The 18,368-nt window shown below is 65.3% G+C and carries 12 protein-coding genes; all 12 read right to left on the bottom strand.

Annotated features, from left to right (window positions below; translation table 11 throughout):
* Position 1: 1 nt before the first annotated feature.
* Complete coding sequence (locus Q7W51_06780; protein ID MDO8848073.1) at positions 2-3,457, bottom strand: cytochrome c3 family protein; 3,456 nt, start codon at positions 3,455-3,457, stop codon at positions 2-4.
* A 152-nt stretch (positions 3,458-3,609) separates the two neighbouring features.
* On the bottom strand, positions 3,610-4,098 hold the full coding sequence (locus Q7W51_06775) for a hypothetical protein (GenBank protein MDO8848072.1): 489 nt from the start codon (positions 4,096-4,098) through the stop codon (positions 3,610-3,612).
* Positions 4,095-4,922 (bottom strand): cytochrome c biogenesis protein CcsA, encoded by an 828-nt coding sequence (ccsA, locus tag Q7W51_06770; GenBank protein ID MDO8848071.1) that lies wholly within the window; start codon positions 4,920-4,922, stop codon positions 4,095-4,097. The genes Q7W51_06775 and ccsA overlap by 4 nt, the downstream gene beginning before the upstream one ends.
* Positions 4,922-6,172, bottom strand: a complete 1,251-nt coding sequence (locus Q7W51_06765) for a hypothetical protein (GenBank protein ID MDO8848070.1) — start codon at positions 6,170-6,172, stop codon at positions 4,922-4,924. Before Q7W51_06765 ends, ccsA begins: the two co-directional genes overlap by 1 nt.
* Positions 6,173-6,175: 3 nt before the next feature.
* Positions 6,176-9,346 (bottom strand): cytochrome c3 family protein, encoded by a 3,171-nt coding sequence (locus tag Q7W51_06760; protein MDO8848069.1) that lies wholly within the window; start codon positions 9,344-9,346, stop codon positions 6,176-6,178.
* Between the two features lie 96 nt (positions 9,347-9,442).
* Complete coding sequence (locus Q7W51_06755; GenBank protein MDO8848068.1) at positions 9,443-10,438, bottom strand: hypothetical protein; 996 nt, start codon at positions 10,436-10,438, stop codon at positions 9,443-9,445.
* A gap of 1 nt (position 10,439) precedes the next feature.
* Complete coding sequence (locus Q7W51_06750) at positions 10,440-11,915, bottom strand: cytochrome c3 family protein (GenBank protein ID MDO8848067.1); 1,476 nt, start codon at positions 11,913-11,915, stop codon at positions 10,440-10,442.
* 193 nt (positions 11,916-12,108) lie between these two features.
* Positions 12,109-13,212 (bottom strand): cytochrome c3 family protein, encoded by a 1,104-nt coding sequence (locus tag Q7W51_06745; GenBank protein MDO8848066.1) that lies wholly within the window; start codon positions 13,210-13,212, stop codon positions 12,109-12,111.
* Between the two features lie 77 nt (positions 13,213-13,289).
* The gene (locus Q7W51_06740; protein MDO8848065.1) at positions 13,290-14,540 is read right to left on the bottom strand and encodes a 6-bladed beta-propeller; all 1,251 of its coding nucleotides are present in this window, start codon (positions 14,538-14,540) and stop codon (positions 13,290-13,292) included.
* Positions 14,537-15,271, bottom strand: a complete 735-nt coding sequence (locus tag Q7W51_06735; protein ID MDO8848064.1) for a tetratricopeptide repeat protein — start codon at positions 15,269-15,271, stop codon at positions 14,537-14,539. Before Q7W51_06735 ends, Q7W51_06740 begins: the two co-directional genes overlap by 4 nt.
* Positions 15,272-15,306: 35 nt before the next feature.
* A complete protein-coding gene (locus tag Q7W51_06730) occupies positions 15,307-15,942 on the bottom strand; it encodes a redox-sensing transcriptional repressor Rex (GenBank protein ID MDO8848063.1) in 636 nt (211 codons plus the stop codon).
* Between the two features lie 10 nt (positions 15,943-15,952).
* Positions 15,953-18,358: an O-antigen ligase family protein gene (locus Q7W51_06725; GenBank protein ID MDO8848062.1), complete on the bottom strand. Its 2,406-nt coding sequence runs from the start codon at positions 18,356-18,358 to the stop codon at positions 15,953-15,955.
* Positions 18,359-18,368 lie beyond the last annotated feature (10 nt).

Below are 18,368 nucleotides of genomic sequence, written 5' to 3'. Positions count from 1 at the left end.
GCTACCAGTTCTCCCAGCTGCCGCCGGTCTGGTTCCCCGTGGTGCTGTGCCCCGAGGCATGCGTGTCGCAGCTGCTTCCTGCGACCACTGAACAGGTGTTCTTGGTGCTCGCCCCTTTGATGTAACTCGACATCTTCATGTAGTTGAGATCGCCCTGGTAGGCCAGCCGTGCCGGCATCGTCTCATGGTCACCGATCAGACGGGACACCTTTCCACCGTGAGGGACGAGCGTGTGGCAGTAGATGCACGCCTGTCCGCCATGCTTGTCCAGCCCTGTCGCCGCGGAGTGCGCCCGGTTGGTCGTGATGCGCGCCTTGGGATGGCAGTTCGCACAGAACAGACCGTTGTAGTTAGCGTCACTCAGATCGACGAGCCGGATCAGAGCGCCGTTGTCCGACCTCGTCGGCCAGTCGGTCGCCGGACCACGCAGGGAGAAACGCACAGAGGAACCGTGTGGGCCCTGGGGAACGGCAAGAACAGCGGGCTCGTTGGGGACCCAATCCGTTCCGTTCCAGACCATCGCGATCGGCGCGTCGGAATCGCCGTGACAGTCCGAGCACACCATCGTGGAGTCTGGCTCCCAGCCGTTTGACACCTGGCCGGCCTCGAGGTCGCTCGTGCCGCGACTGAGCACGTCTGCGTACCCACTGATGAAGGTCATCGTCGTCGCGTCGGTCGTCGCATAGTAGGAGCCGGACAGTGTGGCGAACACCGGGTGCCGCGAGTTGTTGCCCACGTTGAAGTCCTGCGCCACGTTCGTCCAGTTATCCACGGCGGGGTTCGTGCCCACGGCCCACGCCGAGCCGTTCCAGTAGTCCCACACCATGTCCCCGCCCCAACTCGCGAGGTTCGTGTTCGCACTCGAGTGGCACTTGAAGCAGACCTCGTACTCGTAGGTGGCCCACTGCTTGTACTCGAGCTCATCGACGTAGTTGATCGTGCTCGGGTAGTTCAACAACGCCAGACTCACGAGCTTCCCTGGTGCGAACCCGATGCCTCGCACACCCTGGATCGCGTCGGACACCCGGTTGTCGGTTCCGTATACGTGTCGCGACTTGCCCACGATGTGATGGTTGTGGCAGTCAGCACACTCGACATGTTTGTTCGCGCTGAGGTAGGCCTGCGGCTCGTCAATGGACGAGATCAGGTGCTCCTTGTAGTACGTCGCCGGCTTGTGGCCGAACACGTTGTTCGCAGGATCCATCTGCTCGCCTATCGCGCGATTCGCCGTGCTCATCGGCTGCGTACCGTAGTAGTCGTGGTCGCTCGCGCCCAGCTTATCGGTCGAGTTGCTGTGGCAACGGAAGCACATGTCCTCCTCGTTGATCGCCGCAGTCTGCGGCGCCGCGAGGCTCGTTCTATCCTGGCCGAGCGCATTCAGCAGTCGCTGCTCAGGTGAGTAGTGCACGGTGAACGAATACGGCAGCGTCTCGGTGTACTGCCCGGGTTCGAGGGTGCCGTGGCACTTGGCGCAGTTGCCCACGAACTGCGAGCTGTCCGCGAAGTACGTGTTCGCCGGGTAGTTGTGGGGGGATGCCGCCCAGTACTCGTCCTCTACACGCATCACCGCTGTCGAGTACAGCGCGTTGTCAGCCTGGCCATCCGGAGTCGGGTTGGTTCCATCGGCCGAGCGGTAGATCCGGTACGAGAGTGTGTAAGAGTGGCAGCTCAGGCACAGATCCTCATCGGTGTTGCTGGCAGTCGGATTGTCCACCAGGCCGCTGTTTCGCAGGTTGTACGCGTTCCCCGGCCCCTCCCATGCGGTGTGATCCATATGGCAGCTCACGCATGAAAGCTCCTGCGTGGTCTCAGAGAACACCGGGTACACCCCGTCAGCCGGAGGCTGGTCGGGAGTGGCCGAGTTGAGTACGTGGTGGTACGAGGTGGTGTCGTCGACCATCCCGTGGAGCGCGCTGTGGCACGAACTATCGAAGCAGTTGGTCGCACCAACGGGCGACCCCATCGGTGCGTGTACGTCGCCATGACAGGCGGCCAGACAGTCCTGGGCATCATCATGGTCGTGCCCGGTACTGACCTGCCACAGACGCAGCCGATTCTCTTCGCTGGCGGCGCTCGCAGTGCGCGACAGACCCACCACCTCGGCATCGGCCGCCACCGGCGCATACGAAGCGGTGGTGCTGTCCCAGCCGTACGGCCTGCCAGTCACCGGTTCGGTGTCGTACGTCGTGTGACACGTGAAGCAGAAGCGCCTCACGCCCTCGGCGGTCGACGCGTCGAGACTGGCACCGAGCGTGTCCGAGAAGAGCGAGGAATTGCCTCGGCCCGACCCGTGCGGGTTGTGGCACTCGTAGCATGGCAGCGGCGATCCTGCCTCGTAGAAGGCGCCGTCTGTCAGGATCCTGTGCCCCGAACTAGCACCGCCCTCCATCACGAGGGTGTGTACGTCCGGCGCGCCTGCTGTGGTCTGCCAGTAGGTATCAGTGTAGGTGGCCGCGGGCTTGTACACCGTGCCGCTGCTGTTGCCGTGGCACTCGAAGCACGCCTGGGCGTACTCTCCGGCCGCGGTACCACCCGCCGCGTCATCGGCCGTCGCGGCACGATACTCGCCAAGCAGCCCGTCATAGGTGGCTGTGCTCTTGTGCGACGCGTGGCACCAGAGGCAGTCGCCCTGCACCCGACTGACGGTCTCGGTAGGCACGGAGACCAGGCTCTCCACGGTGCCGGCATCGATGCCAGTGGCGTGCGTGCTTGCGAGGTATGTCGTGTTGCCGGCGGAGCCCGGGAACGTGCCGAGCGTCGGGTAGTTGCTCGTATCGCGCGTCGGGTCCTGGATGAGCGCCTCGTAGGCAGCCTTCAGTCCGGCGTCGACGGTGAACACCCCGGCTGTTTCAGAGCCCGCGTACCACGCGTGATCGACGTTGTGACACGTGAGGCACCAGGTGCGCGGGTCCGCCGGGTCGATGGTGGCTCCGGCCACCTCCTCGTTGGCGGGCAGGTTCGCCCGCACGTCGGGGTCGCCGTGAACGCCGTGACAGCCCGTGCACGAGTTGGTGAGGTCCATCCGGGCATCCGGATCGGTCACGTCCTCGAGCACATGACCGCTTTGCATGCCGACGCCGAAGGAGTTCGCAGCCGAGGTCTCTACATTCCAGCTCGATCCGCCGAGGTCACCGTGACAGACGTAGCAGACCTCCGACTCGTCCACATCGGCGAGCAGGCTCCGCTTCGTGGGAGCCGTGTGCGGCTTGTGGCACTGGAAGCAGTCTGCCGTAGCGGAGGTATCGGCATCAGCGTGGGCGGTTGCGGCCGCGGCCTGGGACGGGACCATCGCGGAAAGTAGCACGATGCCGATGAATGCGAGTGCAAGAACTGTCGAACCCCCGGGGGTACGGATGCGCTCCGCCCAGCCCCGGGTCGTGAGGGGACCTGCTCCTATGGCAGCCCATGCTACCGCGATCGTCACTCGCCCCCTGAACCCGCCGCGTGTTCGCGCCATCACACCCGGCTCCCCGCCGCTGTGCCAGCCACGACTTTAATACGAATTCAGTATAGCAGGGTACTGGCGCGCGCCACGCACATGCGACCGATGGCGCGGTGCCTCACGCTCATCGGTCGCATGTGCCGATGAACGGCACGGCCGCAGGGCGGCTACTGCGTGGTCTCCTGACTTTCGGTGGTCTCGTCAAGCGAGGTCACGCCCGCCACGAGCCATCGCCCGTCCTGCAGCACGAGATCATATTGCAGGTGGTAGACGACCCCCGTCTCGGTCCGCACCGTCTCGCTTGTATCGAGGGAGACGTGCTCGTAGTCCCAGGTCTCGGTCGTGGTGACGCTCGCCTTCCCCTCTCCGGGGAACGTCACCTCGCCGAACTCGATCGACTGCAAGGTCGAGAACATCTGCACCCGGCCTTCGCCGAGGGCAGCCATCAGGTAGTAGTCCCTCTGTGCCTGTTCCTCGGTGGCTGTCAGGTTGAGTGCGTTCATGTCGAAGCTCACGAAGCCCTTGATCAGCGCTTCGTTGTAAGCGCGCACTGCGTGTTCTACCGCGACGACGTCGGCGTCTGACACCACCGGGCTGCAGCCGACGACCACAGCGAGCGCGAGTGCGATGAGGGCGAGTGCGGATGTATGCCTCATGAGAAGTACTCCGAGTGCACCGTCGAGGTGAACAACGCAGTGCCGAAGAGCGACAGCAAAGCGAGTCCGTAGCACAGTATGAGCAGAAGGGCCGCCCGCCGGTCCTTCCAACCGTAGAAGCGACGCAGGTGCAGGTACAGTCCGTACAGCAGCCACGTGATGAGCGACCACGTCTCCACCGGGTCCCAGCCCCAGAAGCGGCCCCACGAGTAGTACGCCCAGATCGCACCGGTGAGCAGCCCGACTCCCCAGAAGGCGAACGCCAGCCCCGCCGCGCGGTAAGCGATCGAATCGAGCTCCGGGCGCTTCGGAAGGCGGGTGCCGGCGAGCTTGGACTCCGGCACGAGATAGAACAACGAAGCGCCGAAGGCCGTGAGCCCGGTCGCGAACGCGATGAAGTAGAAGGAGACGTGAAGGACTAGCCATATGCCTGCAAACGTTGCCGGAAGAACCCGAACCTCCGGCCCGGTGTACAGACCGACGCCGATCAGGAGAAGCGCCACAGGAAGCACGACGAGTCCGAAGTCACGCAGCCGACGGTCCCGCGCAGACCACACCAGCCAGATCAGCACAGACACCCATGCGTACGCGGACAGCAGTTCGTAGCGCGAGACGTACGGCCCGTGACCCGAACCGATCCAGCGCGCAAGGAGTCCGAGGCCCTGCACCACGAGCCCGCCAACGGCAGACCACCGCGCCAGTTCGGCGAGACGCTCGCGTCGGAGCACCGCACCCGTGACAGCGAGCGCAGCCCCGATCGCATAGAGGACGAGCGACACCACGTGGAGCCGTGGGTCCGCCGACAGCAGCACCTGAGCGTCCATCACTCGTGAGCCTCCATCGCTCGTGCGATCTGATCCGCGACGCCAGTCTGGCCGAGCTTGCCCGCGCGGACGACGAGACGATCTACGTCGCCATCCTTGACGACCCATACGTCCGCGGGCGGGAACAAGTAGAGTGCCACCGAGCCGACCACCACGAGCACTATGCCCACCATGAGAGTGCCAACACCAGTCTGTCTTACCACGAAGATCTCCTGCCAGGTCTCATCCGCACTCAGCAGGCTTACAGCGTACGGTCCGACCGTGGCCGTGGTGAGAAGACTCAGTTCCTCCTGCGCGGCTACCTCGCCGTCTTCCTCAAGGCGCAGCACCAAAGTGGGCTGAACCGCGCCCTCCGCAGACACGTTCTCGATCGCCTTCAATCGTACGTCGTACGGCGACTGCCCGAGGTCGAGGTCGCGATATCCGGCCTCGCCCAGACCGGCACCCGCCGGGACATCGATTTGGAGTACCTGCTCGGACAACTCCGCCCCATCGAAACGCACGTAGTAGACGCGCCCCCAGGTCTGGCTCGGGAAGAGCCTCACACCCCGCCATCGCGTTATCCGGTTCACCTCGAGCACGACCGGCTCTCCGGTCTCAACATCGACGTGCTCTGCCGTGAGCTGCCGCGTGCCGCCCTGGGGCCAGTAGGCCGGAGTGACAGCACCACCGAGGATCGTCCCGGGCAGCACAGGCTCGGAGCCGAGCACCCCGACAACCGCGCCTTGGAGCGAAGTGCCGGCGAGTATCTGCTCACCTTCGTGCAAGACGAGCACACCACGCGACTCAGAAGCAAACGCGAGGAAGGCGGATGCAAGCACGACCACGAGGCCGATGTGCAGCAGTAGCGGGGACCAGACGGACCATCGGTGCTTCGCAAGCCGCACCGCGTCTGGCCCTTCAGCAGCAACCGTCCAGCCCAGGCGCCGCAGTGAACCAACGGCGTCCACGCTGATGGCTGACTCCGTGCCGCTCAGGTGCGGCGGATCCGAGTGCCGATAGCGGCCAACGGCCCGGCGCATCATGCGAGGCAGCACGACTGCGATCAGCAGAGCCGCGAGTGACAGCATCCCGAGTACCAGGACCCGAAGCGCCCCGCCGGCGGTACTACCGCCGCTCTCCATCGTGTAGGAGCCGCCGGGAAGCGCGAACGAGAGGACGAGGGCGACCGCGAGCAGTCCGATGGTGAGGGCCGGCAGCATCCTGACAGCCAGCGTATCGAACCGCCATCGACGCTTGCGCAGTGCCATCCGCTACCACTTGGTGGGCTGAGCGCCGCCATGCACGCCGGGGTTGCATCCCACTCCAGACTGACAGTTGGTTTGAATGCCATTGATCGGATAGGTGAAGCTATGCAGCAAGACGCTTCCGCCGCTGTAGCGGAGATCCATGCCCGCCATCGACGAGGTAGCAAGGAGCCGGGGGACCTTGCCGCCATGTGGCACGGTGATGTGGCAGTTCGCGCAAGGCTTGTTCTGATGCCTCCCGAGCGTCATGTGCGCGGAGTGGGTGTTCGTGATCACGTGGCACTTCCGGCACAGGAACGTCGTCGAGCCACTTGTGCTTGTGATCGTGTCGACCGTCGGGTTCCAGGTGCCCCTCAGTATCCAGGCATTCGCCGACCCATGGGGACCCTGCGCCAGAGGCGTCGCCGCATCGTCCATATGACAGTCGGTGCAGTACATCGTCTGATTGCCGGGCGCCACATTCCAGGGGGCCAGCAGGGTCGAGGCCGGCAGCGGATACCGTGCCACACCCATCACCGGGTGGTACGACTGATTCGCGGTGTTGAACTCGAACGCCTGGTTCGTCCAGCCTGTGGCTGAGCCCCAGCTGAACGTGCGTGTCGCCGCGCTATACGACGAGTTGAATCCGGAGTGGCACTTGAGGCAGACCTGATACTCCTTGGCCGCAACGGGCTGAATCGTGTAACCCGTGACCGTTGGCTCCGCCCAGTTCGCCGAAGCGGGCGGCTGTACACCCCAGACGCCGTAGATCGGCGAGGTTGCGGCGATGTTGTTGCCGGAGACCCGCGGCGTATGGTTGACATCGTCCGCTGCGTGCGGGTTGTGGCAATCGGCGCACTCGACATGCTCGGCCGTCGAAAGCCGATTGCTCGTCACCTCGTCGGTCGATGTCGGTCGGTGCGCCGAGCTCGACAGCGTCATAGTGTGCTTCGAGGCGTACGCAGTCAGTTGTGTGTACACGTTCTCGGAGGCTGCATCCATCACGCCGGAGGTCCCGTACCAGTCGGCGCCGGCGGTCGCCTTGAAGCCTGCACCCGTCGGCGCGTGGCAGCTGTAGCAGAACCGCTCCTCGGCGTACGGATCGGCAACCGACCCGCGCCCGAGCGCCTCGAGGATCCGTCGTGAGGGATCGTAGTGAAGCCCGAACTCCGGTCCTGTGGCCGCGGTCTTGTAGTACGTGCCGCTCAGGCGGTCGCTATGGCACTTCGAACAGTCGCCGCTGAACGAGGTGTCGTCATTACGCAGCCGGCCCGCAACCTGGTACTGGTGCGGCGAACGGTCGTAGACTGCTCCCGCCACGATCGCGGACGCCGAAGTGAACGGGATCGCGGGGGTCACGGAGGTTGAGTCGCTCTTCTGGTCCGCGCCCTTCGTTCGGCTCACGTAGTGGCAGCCGAGGCAGACGCCACCCGAGGTGGTGTTGAAGTCGGTGCTCGAGGCGGTCGCACCCGAGGGCGTGGAGCCGATCGAACTCCGCAGGCTCGAGGACTTACTCGAGTTGAACTGGTCGTGATCGACGTGACAGCTCAGGCAGTAGACGTCGGTCCCGGCGGCTGGATAGGTCGAAGACGTGAAGGCGCTGTCGCCCGACGTGCTCGCCGTGCCCATCACGTGATGGTAGTTGCTCGTCTTGCTCGTGCCGTCGTACTCCATGTTCTTCTCGTAGTCGAGGCTCGTCGTGTCGCTGCGGTGGCAACCGTAGCAGGCGAGTCCGCCCTCGGACACACCGCCGGTCGGCCGATGCGCGCTGGCGTGACAGGTGAGACAGTCGAGGGCGCTCGCTTGTAGGTGGTACGAGCTGGTTGTGAGGCGCAGATAACTCGTCGGAGGCGCCGCCGTGCGGCTGATGCCGATCGCGGTGGCCCCGACCGCGGTGTTCGCCAGCGTGGTGGTGTAGACGCCGTCATCGTGCGTGCCATTGTTGTTGGCGTCGCTGTCCCAGCCAGCAGGCGTGGCATCGCCGGTGGTGTGGCAGCTGAAGCAGAACTGGCGGACTTGCGCTGCCGTACCATCGGGCTGCAAGTTGCCGCCCAGTGCGTCGGAGATCATCAGCGTGTTGCCGTTCTTCGACCCATGCGGGTTGTGGCACTCGTAGCAGGGCAGCGGCGAGTCCGGGGCGTAGTACGCACTGGTGGTACGGATGCGGTGACCGGAACGCGTGCTGCTCGAGTCCGTCACGAGCGTGTGGATGTCCGGCGCGCCCACGGTCGTTTGCCAGTAGCTGTCCGTGTACGTCGCCGCAGGCAGGTAGACCGCACCGCTGCTGTTGCCGTGACACTCGAAGCAAGCCTGGGCGTATTCCCCAGCCGTAGCGCCGCCCGCCGCATCAGCAGGCGTCGTGGCGCGGTACTCGCCGAGCAACCCGTCGTGCGTGGCAGTGCTGCGATGCGACGCATGGCACCATAGGCAGTCGCCCTGCACGCGCGTCACGGTCTCCGTGGGCACAGAAACGAGGCTCTCGACCGTGCCCGAGTCGATCCCTGTGGCGTGCGTACTCGCCAGGTACGTCGCGTTCGACGTGCTTCCCGGGAACGTCCCGAGCGTCGGATACTGATGCGTGCCTCGATCGGGATCCTGGATCTTCGCCTCGTATGCCGCCTTCAGTCCGGCGTCCACTGTGAACACCCCGGCTGTCTCGGAGCCCGCGTACCACGCGTGATCCGCGTTGTGGCACGCAAGGCACCAGCTGCGGGGATCCGCCGGGTCGATCGTGACGCCGGCCACCTCCTCGTTGGCAGGCAGGTTCGCCCGCAGGCCCGGGTCGCCGTGCACGCCATGACAGCCGGTGCAGGAGTTGGTGAGATCCATGGTCGTATCAGGGTCGGTGACGTCCTGGAGCGTGTGACCGCTCGACATGCCAGCGGCAAACGAGTTGGCCGACCAAGTCTCGACGTTCCACTTCGAGCCCCCCGGAGTGGCGCCGTGGCAGACGTAGCACACCTCGGACTCGGTCACATCCGCGAGGAGACTGCGCTCGGTTGGCGCCTGATGCGGCTTGTGGCACGCATCGCAGTCGGGGTTCACACCGGTGTCGGCGTGCGCGGTCGCGGCAAGGGCGGATGAGGGCACTGCAAACAGCGTCGCGACGAAGACCGCGCAGAGCACCAACAGCCAGGCACGGTGCGCCTGGTTCCGGATGTCACGACCGGTGGTCGTGTATGTGCGTGAAGTACTCAATTTCCGCCTCTGCATAAGCTTCATTCAGTCTTGCTCTTGAACTGCAAACCATGTACCGCTTTGGTCAGATGCATCCAGGTTCAATATACCCGGCGCTCACTCAACGCGTACGTTGAACACGTTCACGACGCCCGCCGCCGAGTCGGTCACGTAGAGCCTCGACTTGGCTGCGTCCCATGTGACGCCCTCGGGTAGCGCCAGTCTTGCGTCCGGAAGGGTCTCGCCGTTCACTACATGCGTCTGGACGCCCTCAGCGTCGCACACATACACTGCCTGGCCGAGTACGTCGGCGATGGCGAACCCGTCGTCAACCTGCGTGAGCCCCCGCGGCACCGTGTACGTGTCGGGCCATGCACCGACGGCCTCTCCTGTCTCGGCATCGAACACCGCGACGCGACCGCTCTTGGTATCGCTGAGAAGGATCGTCCCATCAGTTGCCAGTAGACCGCCCGGGTACTCGACCGCAGGATCTGCCTGCACGTCGACCTCACGCACCGGCTCGCCCGTGCTGTCGTAGACGCGGATCTTGGTCTCCGCGCTTCCAAGGACGTAGTACTCATCATCCGCGTACGCCACGGCGACCGGCCGCACGGGAGCGGTTCCTTCCGTGGCATCGCCTAGCGCGAACAGCACGTCCGCCTCCTCGGCAGGTTTGGCGGCGATCACGACGACCTGACCCAAACCGCTGTCGACCACCGCGATGCGGCCGTTGTCCGCGAGCGCGATCGCCGAGGGCCGGCTGTCCGCGCCATCGATTGCGGGAAGCACGATGCTGCCTTTGTCGCGACCGTACCGGTCGAAGACCCGGATCACGCCCGCGCCGGAATCGGCGACGAAGATGCGATTACGGCTCATCACGATGCCGACCGGGTTCTCGAGCGGCGCCGCCCCCTCGGCCGGCAGCGTACCGGCAAGGTTCACAGTGACCGCCGGGTCGTCGGGAAGATCCGCGAACGGATCCTCGGCCAGCGACACCCCTACCATGATCGCGGCCGCCAGCAGCAGAAGGACCCCGGCGGCGATCAGGATCTTCGGGAGCCATCGGCGGGAAAGCAGTTCGGGCTCGGTCTTCACTGCGATGTCGTCCGGCATATTAGAAGTCAACGCCAACGACCTGCCCTGGGACGACCGCATGGCAGATGAGGCAGTTGCCGTCCATGCCCGCTTCGTAGTGTCGGAGCAGGCGGCTGTACCCCATGGCCGAGCCGTGCGGGTCGTGACATGTCGTGGTGCATGTGAGCGCCGTTCTGGCATTGACGTCGTAGTAGACCGGCCGCACCGGGTGGTTTCCGTATCCGCCTGCTGTGTCGTCGTAGTTCGACCGCGGGTGACAGTCGAAGCAGACCTCGGGTTGCGGGCCTTTGAGCAGCGGACCGTAGTTGGAGCCGTGCGGAGTGTGGCAGCCCCAGCAGGGCGTCTCCTTGTGTGCGGACTTGTCGTACGTGACCTGGATCGGCTTGGCGTGGCAGTCGTAACAGATGCCGTTGTCGTCGTCGTACAGCAAGCCGTCGTAGTTGGTGGCGTGCGCGTCGTGACACCCGGTGCAGTTGAGCGAGATCGTGCCCACGGGGTGGTGGCTCGCCTTGAGGAAGTCGTTCTGGATGGCCGGATGACACATGTAGCACAGCGCCGGCTGGCTCTTGCGCAGCAGCGGCATGTAATCCGAACCGTGGGGCTCGTGGCAGTCGGTGCACGCGTCGTTCAGGTACGGACCATGCTGGACAGATAGGTTGGAGAGCATGGCCACCGAGGGGTGGCAGGTGAAACAGAGGTCACGCTGATTGTCGACGAGGATGCCCTTGTACGCCGACCCGTGCGGGTCGTGGCAGTTGGTGCAATGCAGACCCGCGACCGGCGCGTGCGCCTGCGCGCGATTGATCTCCCTGCCGATCGGATGGCACCTGATGCACAGGTCCTCGACCTCTACAGTCAGCATGTCTTTGATGTTCGAGGCGTGAGGGTCGTGGCAGTCGATGCAGTTGCCGTTCACGAACGGCGCATGCGTGTACTCGGCGTTGGCCTGCGGGCCCATATTGCCGTGGCACATCCAGCATAGCTCGTCGCCGGCCATCACGAGCTCCGACTCCTTGCCCTTGACCTGCTTTTCGGTGACGCTCTTCACGTCCCCGCCGGCATCTTCGGCGACCCCCTCGTCCCCGCCGCCAAAGACGTCGAGCACGATTTTGAGCGGCAGCCATTCCACCAGCGTGCGCGTACGATTCCAAACCTGCGTGATGCCCGCGATGACGGTCGTGGTCTCGATCTCGCCATGCGGTGTGTGGCAGGTCGTGCAGCGCTCCTTCTCGAAGGGATTGTGGACGACGTCCATCGAAAGCTCGGGGATGAGCTCGGTATGGCACTGCAGGCACTCGAGGTTCTCCGTGACGCTCCGGATGACCTGATCGCTGCCGGCCGACATGTACGTCTGAGTGATTGTGGTGACGGCGCAGAGCACGAGTAGGAGCAACAGGACGGCTGCAAACACGCCGCGACCGCGGCGATTCGTCGCACCGGTCTGCTCGTCACCCCCTGGAGTGACGGGCCCTGTGTCCACCTCAGGGTCGCTCAATGAACCTCCCCGCCCGCACGAGCAGGGCGCCGAACCGCGCAACCGCGACCGACCCCCGCTTCACGTTCAGTCTAACATCCAGCCGACACGCTCCACAGAGTGTATCGGCACATGCGCCATGCCCCTCAACGTGGCCTGAGAGCATCGATGGGCGCATGGGCCTGCAGGTCCCCTTTGTCAGTTGGTCATCACGCTATGGAAGCATTGCCAGGCTATGGCAGTTCAGGCAGAAACCGTCGGTCGTGCCGTCCTCGACCAGGAAGCTCGCGATCCGCGACTCGTGCGGGAACGTCTGGAAGCGCGGGTTGTCGGTCGTCGTGAGACCGTCCACCGCTGTAAGCGTGAATGCCTCCGAGGGACTGGTGTCGAGGCGCTGCGGGAAGTTGACCGTGTCGTTGCCGACGCTGCGAGCGTCCTCGTGACACTGCTGACAGATCGGGTCATGACCGTTCTGATGCGCAGTGCGCGGATCGGGCATCACGTAGCCGCCGTTGTTCTTGCCGAGTGTCGCGATCTCAGTCGTACCTACGCCCACGCCGGTGACACGCGCGATGCGCTCGTAGTAGAAGAGATCGGCCAAACCGCTGTCCGGCGGGTTCACCGTGGACTCGACCGGATGGTTGTTCGGCATCCCTGAGCCGGAGAGCCTGCCCACGTGACATGCGCCGCACCAGTCCGAGCCGTACTTGGTGACGTTGGCCGCAGCGACAGGTATCGAAGTGGGACGCTGCTTGAGCAGGCGCGAAGAGACCACCGTCGGGCCGAGTGCCATGTACGCCGAGGATCGCGCCCGATCGCCGGTGAACGGGTCGACCACGCTCGCGCTGTGCGGTGCGTGGCAGTCGGTGCAGGTAAGGTTGCCACTGGCGCCCGAGAAGGTGGGCGTTGCCGAACCCCCGTCCGACCCACCGCCCGGCACGAGGTTGGTCTGGTCTATGTCGTGCGCGGCAGCAACGGTCACGGCCGGAACCCGCGCGGCGAGGACCCCGTACACCCCGCCGCCTGCAGTCCCATCGTGGCAGGTCTCGCACGTTCCCTTGATGGTCGCCGCCGGCAGGAGCAGGATGCCGCCCGCCGGTGCGTTGTGCACGGTGTGACAGGCGGCGCACTTGTTGGTGGTGGTGAGGTACCCGCTATGCGGGCCGAAGGACTCGTTGCCTGATGCGGGGTTAGCTACGCCGTGGCACTCGATGCAGCTCTTGCCACTGGTGACCTCGTCATAGGCGAATGCTGGGGCCGTGATCGCGACGACCGCGACGAGCACGCATGTTATGAACAGCCCCCGCCTGAACGGCACGCTGAAACCCCCGTGAACGATGAACGAACGCAGACACGATTGATGATACCAGACGATGTGTCCCTGGACACACCAGCCTAGTTCACCAGACGCACCACCTGAATGCGTCCATTCTCTTTATCGGCAACTACGACGAAACTTCGGAATGATTCGACATCATTGGCGAAGTTGAACTGCCCGGGATCCACTCCCCGCTCACCGTACGTGGCGACCACGTCGCCCTCGGCACTGATCCGGACAAGCGAGAATGCGAAGGCGTCTGTCACGAGCACCGAACCGTCGGACATGACCGCGAGACCGCGCGGCAGTTCAAACGCACCGGACTCCCGGTCAGAGATGCCTCCGGAGATGTCGCCCACCTGCCACAGCACGTCACCGTCGCTCGAAAACGCCGTGACACGACTGTGATTCGAGTCCGAGACGTAGATCGCCTGCCCGTCATCGCTCACCGCGATGCCGTTCGGATGGTCCAGATCGCCCGGGCTCGTGCCGGGCTTGCTCCACTGCCCGACGTACTCACCTTCCGTGGTGAACACGAACACCTGGTACGCGTCGAGAGCGTAGACGCGATCACCGCTCACGGCCACGTCGGTGACGGCGATGCCGGTCCCGCCGTAGCCGGAACTGCCCCTGCCTACCGAAGAGGCGGGATCCGGGAAGCGGCGCAGCGGGTTGCCTTCGGCGTCGAAGACCTCGATGGAGTCGTTGTAGAAGCTCGCGACGTAGACGTTCCCGTCGTCATCGGCGTCGATGCCTACCGGGTAGTTGAGCGACCCGGCCACGTAGGTGGCCTCGTAGCCTGCGGCGGGCTTTGCGATCCCGAGCGACCCGAACTGCCCGAGGTACCGCCCACTCGCGTCGAACATGCAGACGCGGTTGTTGCCGCTGTCGGTCACGTAGATCCGGTCACCCTCGCCCACCGCCACGCCCATCGGGCGGTCGAACAGAGGGACATCCCCCTCACCGGGACCGAAGACCTGCCAGACGGGCTCCACGCCCTGGACCGCGGGGAGATCCACCAGTGACTCGGGACGCCCAACGAACCAGAAGAGGTACGCGACCAGGCCAGCGAGGATGAGCGCGAGCACGATCGCGAGGAGACCGAACGCACGCCGGGGCGTCAGCGCAAAGCCCCGGCGGCGGACCGGCCCTCCGTCGTCGGCGGACGCTTCATCGCCGGTGCCGGGATCCGCGTCCTCCCAGCCCTCCTCGATCGCGGGCGCGACTCCCTCGGGGGCCTCGGCCGATGCGAGGAAGTCGGACGGCGATCCGGCGTCCTCGCCTTCCGGAAGCGAGGCGAGCATGTCGTCGAGAGATGGTGCTGTCATTGCGGCTGCTCCGTCGCGCCAAGGCGGTCGAGCCCGTCCTTGGCCTCCTGGTAGTCGGGATTGTAGGTGAGCGCACCTCGGTAGTACTCGATCGCGGTGTTGTCGATGTTGAGCTGCTCGCACGAGTAGCCCGCCAGATACTGCAGGTCCGCGTACTGCGGCTGGGCCGCGATCACAGGCTCAAGCGCGATGAGCGCCGACTTGTACTGCTTCTTATCCACGTAGTACTGGCCGAGCGCCTTGGCGGCTAGCGCGTGGTCCGGCGCCACCTCCATGACATCCCAGTACGCAACTTCGGCATCCTTGTCCCGGCCGAGCAAACCGAGCACAACACCCTTGTTGTAGAGGGCGCCGGTGTTGACGGGGTCGAGTTCGAGCGCCTGTTCGTAGAGGTCGAGCGCCTCCTCATGACGCCCTTCCTGCTGGTAGGCATAGCCGAGCGCCAGCAGCGCCTCCGGGTCGTCAGGATTGCTCTCGGCCTGCAGCTCCTTCTCCTGAACGGTGAGCTCGGTCGGCGTGTCGATCGTCTCGTCGGTCATGGCGCCACGGATCAGATAGCCGCCGAGTCCGGCGACCGCAAGCAGCAAGACGAGAACGAGCAGCGCCAGCCAGCCCGGGATCAGTTCGCCCGCGGCTTCGACCGGCTCGTCGGTTCCAACGGAATCGGCCGGGGATGCGTCAGTCACCGCAGCCGATGTGTCGGAATCAGCCTCGCGTCGTGCTCGTGCCACCCATGACTCCAATCCCCGCAGATCGGGCTCTCGGACTACAGCGCCTTCTGTGCCAGATGGAACGACAGCACCTGCAGTTCCGTCGAGAGGCAGACGTGGCGAACCGATACGTCGTCGGGCACCGTGAGGCGCACCGGTGCAAGGTTCAAGACGCCGCGGATCCCGGCCCGCACGAGCCGGTCGGCGAGCGCCTGCGTTGCCGGGGCCGGAGTTGCGAGAACGGCGATCTCCGCGCCGGTGGCGACGACCACGTCTTCAAGGTCGGCCACATCGGAGATCGCCACGTCTCCGGCCAACGTGCCGATCTTCGCCGGGTCGGCGTCGAGCACGGCAACGATCTCAAACCCGCGCTCGGTGAAGCCAGGGTATCCCAGCAGCGCGCTTCCGAAACGTCCGTAGCCGACAAGGACGACCCGCCGCAACTCGTCGATGCCGAGGACTCTCGAGATGTACACGATGAGAGCATCCACGTCGTAACCGATGCCGCGCGTCCCCAACTCCCCGAGGTACGAGAAGTCCTTGCGGATCTGCGCCGCGTTCGTCCCGCACATCTCCGCGAGAACCGCCGAATTCACCAGCGGCAACCGCTGGCTCTGCGCGTCAAGGAGACATCGCAGGTACATCGGCAGACGCTGGATGGTCGTCTCGGGTATCCCCGCACGATAAGGCATGAACGTCCCCCTACTGTCCGGTCGAATCCGCGGCACTGGCCTCGAGCGAATCGAGTGCTGCCTGCGCCTCGGCGTTGGTTGGATAGCGCTCCAGAACATGCACGAGCGCCGCGCGCGCTTCGTCGATGCGACCCGTGCGCTCGTAGGCCTCGGCCAGGATCATGAACGCCTGAGTGTAGTTCGGGTCGAGCTCCGTGGCGACCTCGAGTTCCGCGACCGCCTCGTCCGGACGGTCGAGCAGCAGGTAGGCCATTGCGGCCTGGACGCGTATCGCGGGGCCGTACTCTTCCACCGCGATCCCGCGCTCGGCGACGTCCACGGCCCGCTCCGCATAGTCGGACTTGATGTACGTCGCCGCCTCGTTGTGCAGATTCGCAAGGAACACATACGTGTCGTACTCCTGTGGGACGTAGCGGATCATGTCCTCGTACGCGGCCTCGGCACGCGTGTAGTAGTCGAGCGCCCGATAGAGCACTGCGCTGTCCGGCGCGCCCGCGGTGACGGTCTCCAGGTACTGCGCGGCCGAGGACTTGAACAGATCGCGCCAGGCCGTGCCGAGTTCGAGCCGGTACATGTCGTTGTACGGGTTGAGTTCTATCGCGCGTTCGATCTCAGCCACGCGGTCGGTGCCGGTGGTGAGCACGCGACCCGCGAGATAGTGGGTATCGGCGGCGATATACCTGACGTTGAGGATCGTGCCGAGGAGGCACAGCACGACAGCGGCACCCACGCCGAGCGCCTGCCACGAGGGCGCCTTGACCTCATGCTCGACCGACGTGGTACTCAGCAACACGCCCATCGCGAGCCACATCATGATCGTGGAGCCCGTGACCGACAGCCCGAACATCAGATGGACCACATACCCGGCGACCGCGGCCCAGAGGCCCGCGAGCACCAGGTTCCGACCCGCGCCGCCCTTCTCGAACGCCGTCCGTGCCGCGATGACGAGCGCCACGATGATGGCGCCGTAGAAGAGCAGCGCCCCGGGGATCCCGATGCCGCTCGCCAGCTGCAGCGGGTAGTTGTGGACGTTGTCCGCGACCGACAGGTAACCGGCCGCCTCCACGTACTCCTTCGGCTTGAACATCGGGAAGAGCAGGCGGAACGTGTCCGCGCCCCAGCCGAAGACCGGACGCTCGGCGATGGCCGAGCGCGCCGCCTCCCAGATCTGGAAGCGCGTCTGCGCGCTCCCCTGGTCGAACTGAAAGATCGAGATGACGCGGGTGACCACGTTGCGCACCACGTCGGGCCTGAGCGAGCTTGCGACCACCACGGCGACAGCCGCCGTGATCGTACCGAAGATGTATGTCAGATCGATCGGTGTGAGCTTCAGATCTGTGTCCCGGGTACTTCGGCGGTACGCGAAGACGACGAGGCCGAGCGAAACGACGGCGCCGATCCAGGCACCCCGGACGTAGGAGGTGATGCCTACGAAGACGTTGAGCAGGGTGAACCACCAGTAGGCCGACCGCCACAGAGGATGCTTCTCCGAAAGAGCCAGCCCGAGGGTCACCGCGAACGGGAAGATGAGGTAGCCGCCCAGCAGATCGGGATTACCGAAGGTCGAGAACGCGCGATTGGACTCGAACGGAAGCGACCCCCACCTGATGGGGTCGAGCGCGACGGACTGTGCGCCGGTGGCGACCGCAACGTCGATGTTCTGGGACAGCCCGAAGGCCATCATGACGCCGGCCACGAGCGCTATGGCAGCCCCGGCCCAGCAGGCCACTTGCACGTCACGGTCGCCCCGCGCTCGCGCGATCGCCACGTAGATGAGAACGATGGGTACCGCAGCCGCAAGGACCGCGGCGAGCGGCTGCAGGACCTTGGCCGCACCGAGGCCCACGGTCCCTATCACCTGCAGCGCCCCGTATGCCGCCACGAGGAACCCGCCGATGGCGAGCGTCCGCGCGAGCGAGCGCACTCGCGATGCGCTGGTTGCGAGCTGCAGGCTCATGAAGAACGCGGCGCCGTAGGTGAGGAACGAGAGCAGGCCCTCGAAGCGCCGGTACTTGCCGAAGAGCGCGGTGGCCGGATGTACCGACAGCACGGTGGTGAGAATCAGCCAGCCGAGGAACGCGAGCAGCACCCACTCGCCGCGCGTGAACCGCACGCGCCCGCCCCGGAGCAGCAGGCCGACGAGCCATGCCGACACGGCCACGATCATGAGGCCGCGCTCGAAGAACACCTTCAGAATATCGAACTGGTCGTAAGTGAACGGCACGCCGTCTCTGCTGAACGGGCCGAGGTTGGACATGGCGAGCGGAACGAGAACGACCAGGATATGCAGGCACGCCCACGCAATGCGATCCCAGAGGTCCATGCCCGGCGCGGCGACGACAGCATCGCGAGCGGCCGCGTGCGCCGCTCGCTTCTCAGGCGCCGGAGCGCCCTTCTGTCTCTTGCCCCCGGCCACGCGCATGCTC

This window comes from Coriobacteriia bacterium (assembly GCA_030652115.1).
In the GTDB taxonomy this organism is placed as follows: Bacteria; Actinomycetota; Coriobacteriia; order Anaerosomatales; family Anaerosomataceae; genus UBA6100.
Note: the sequence above shows the minus strand (reverse complement) of the source record. Positions and strands in the feature narration are given on the sequence as shown.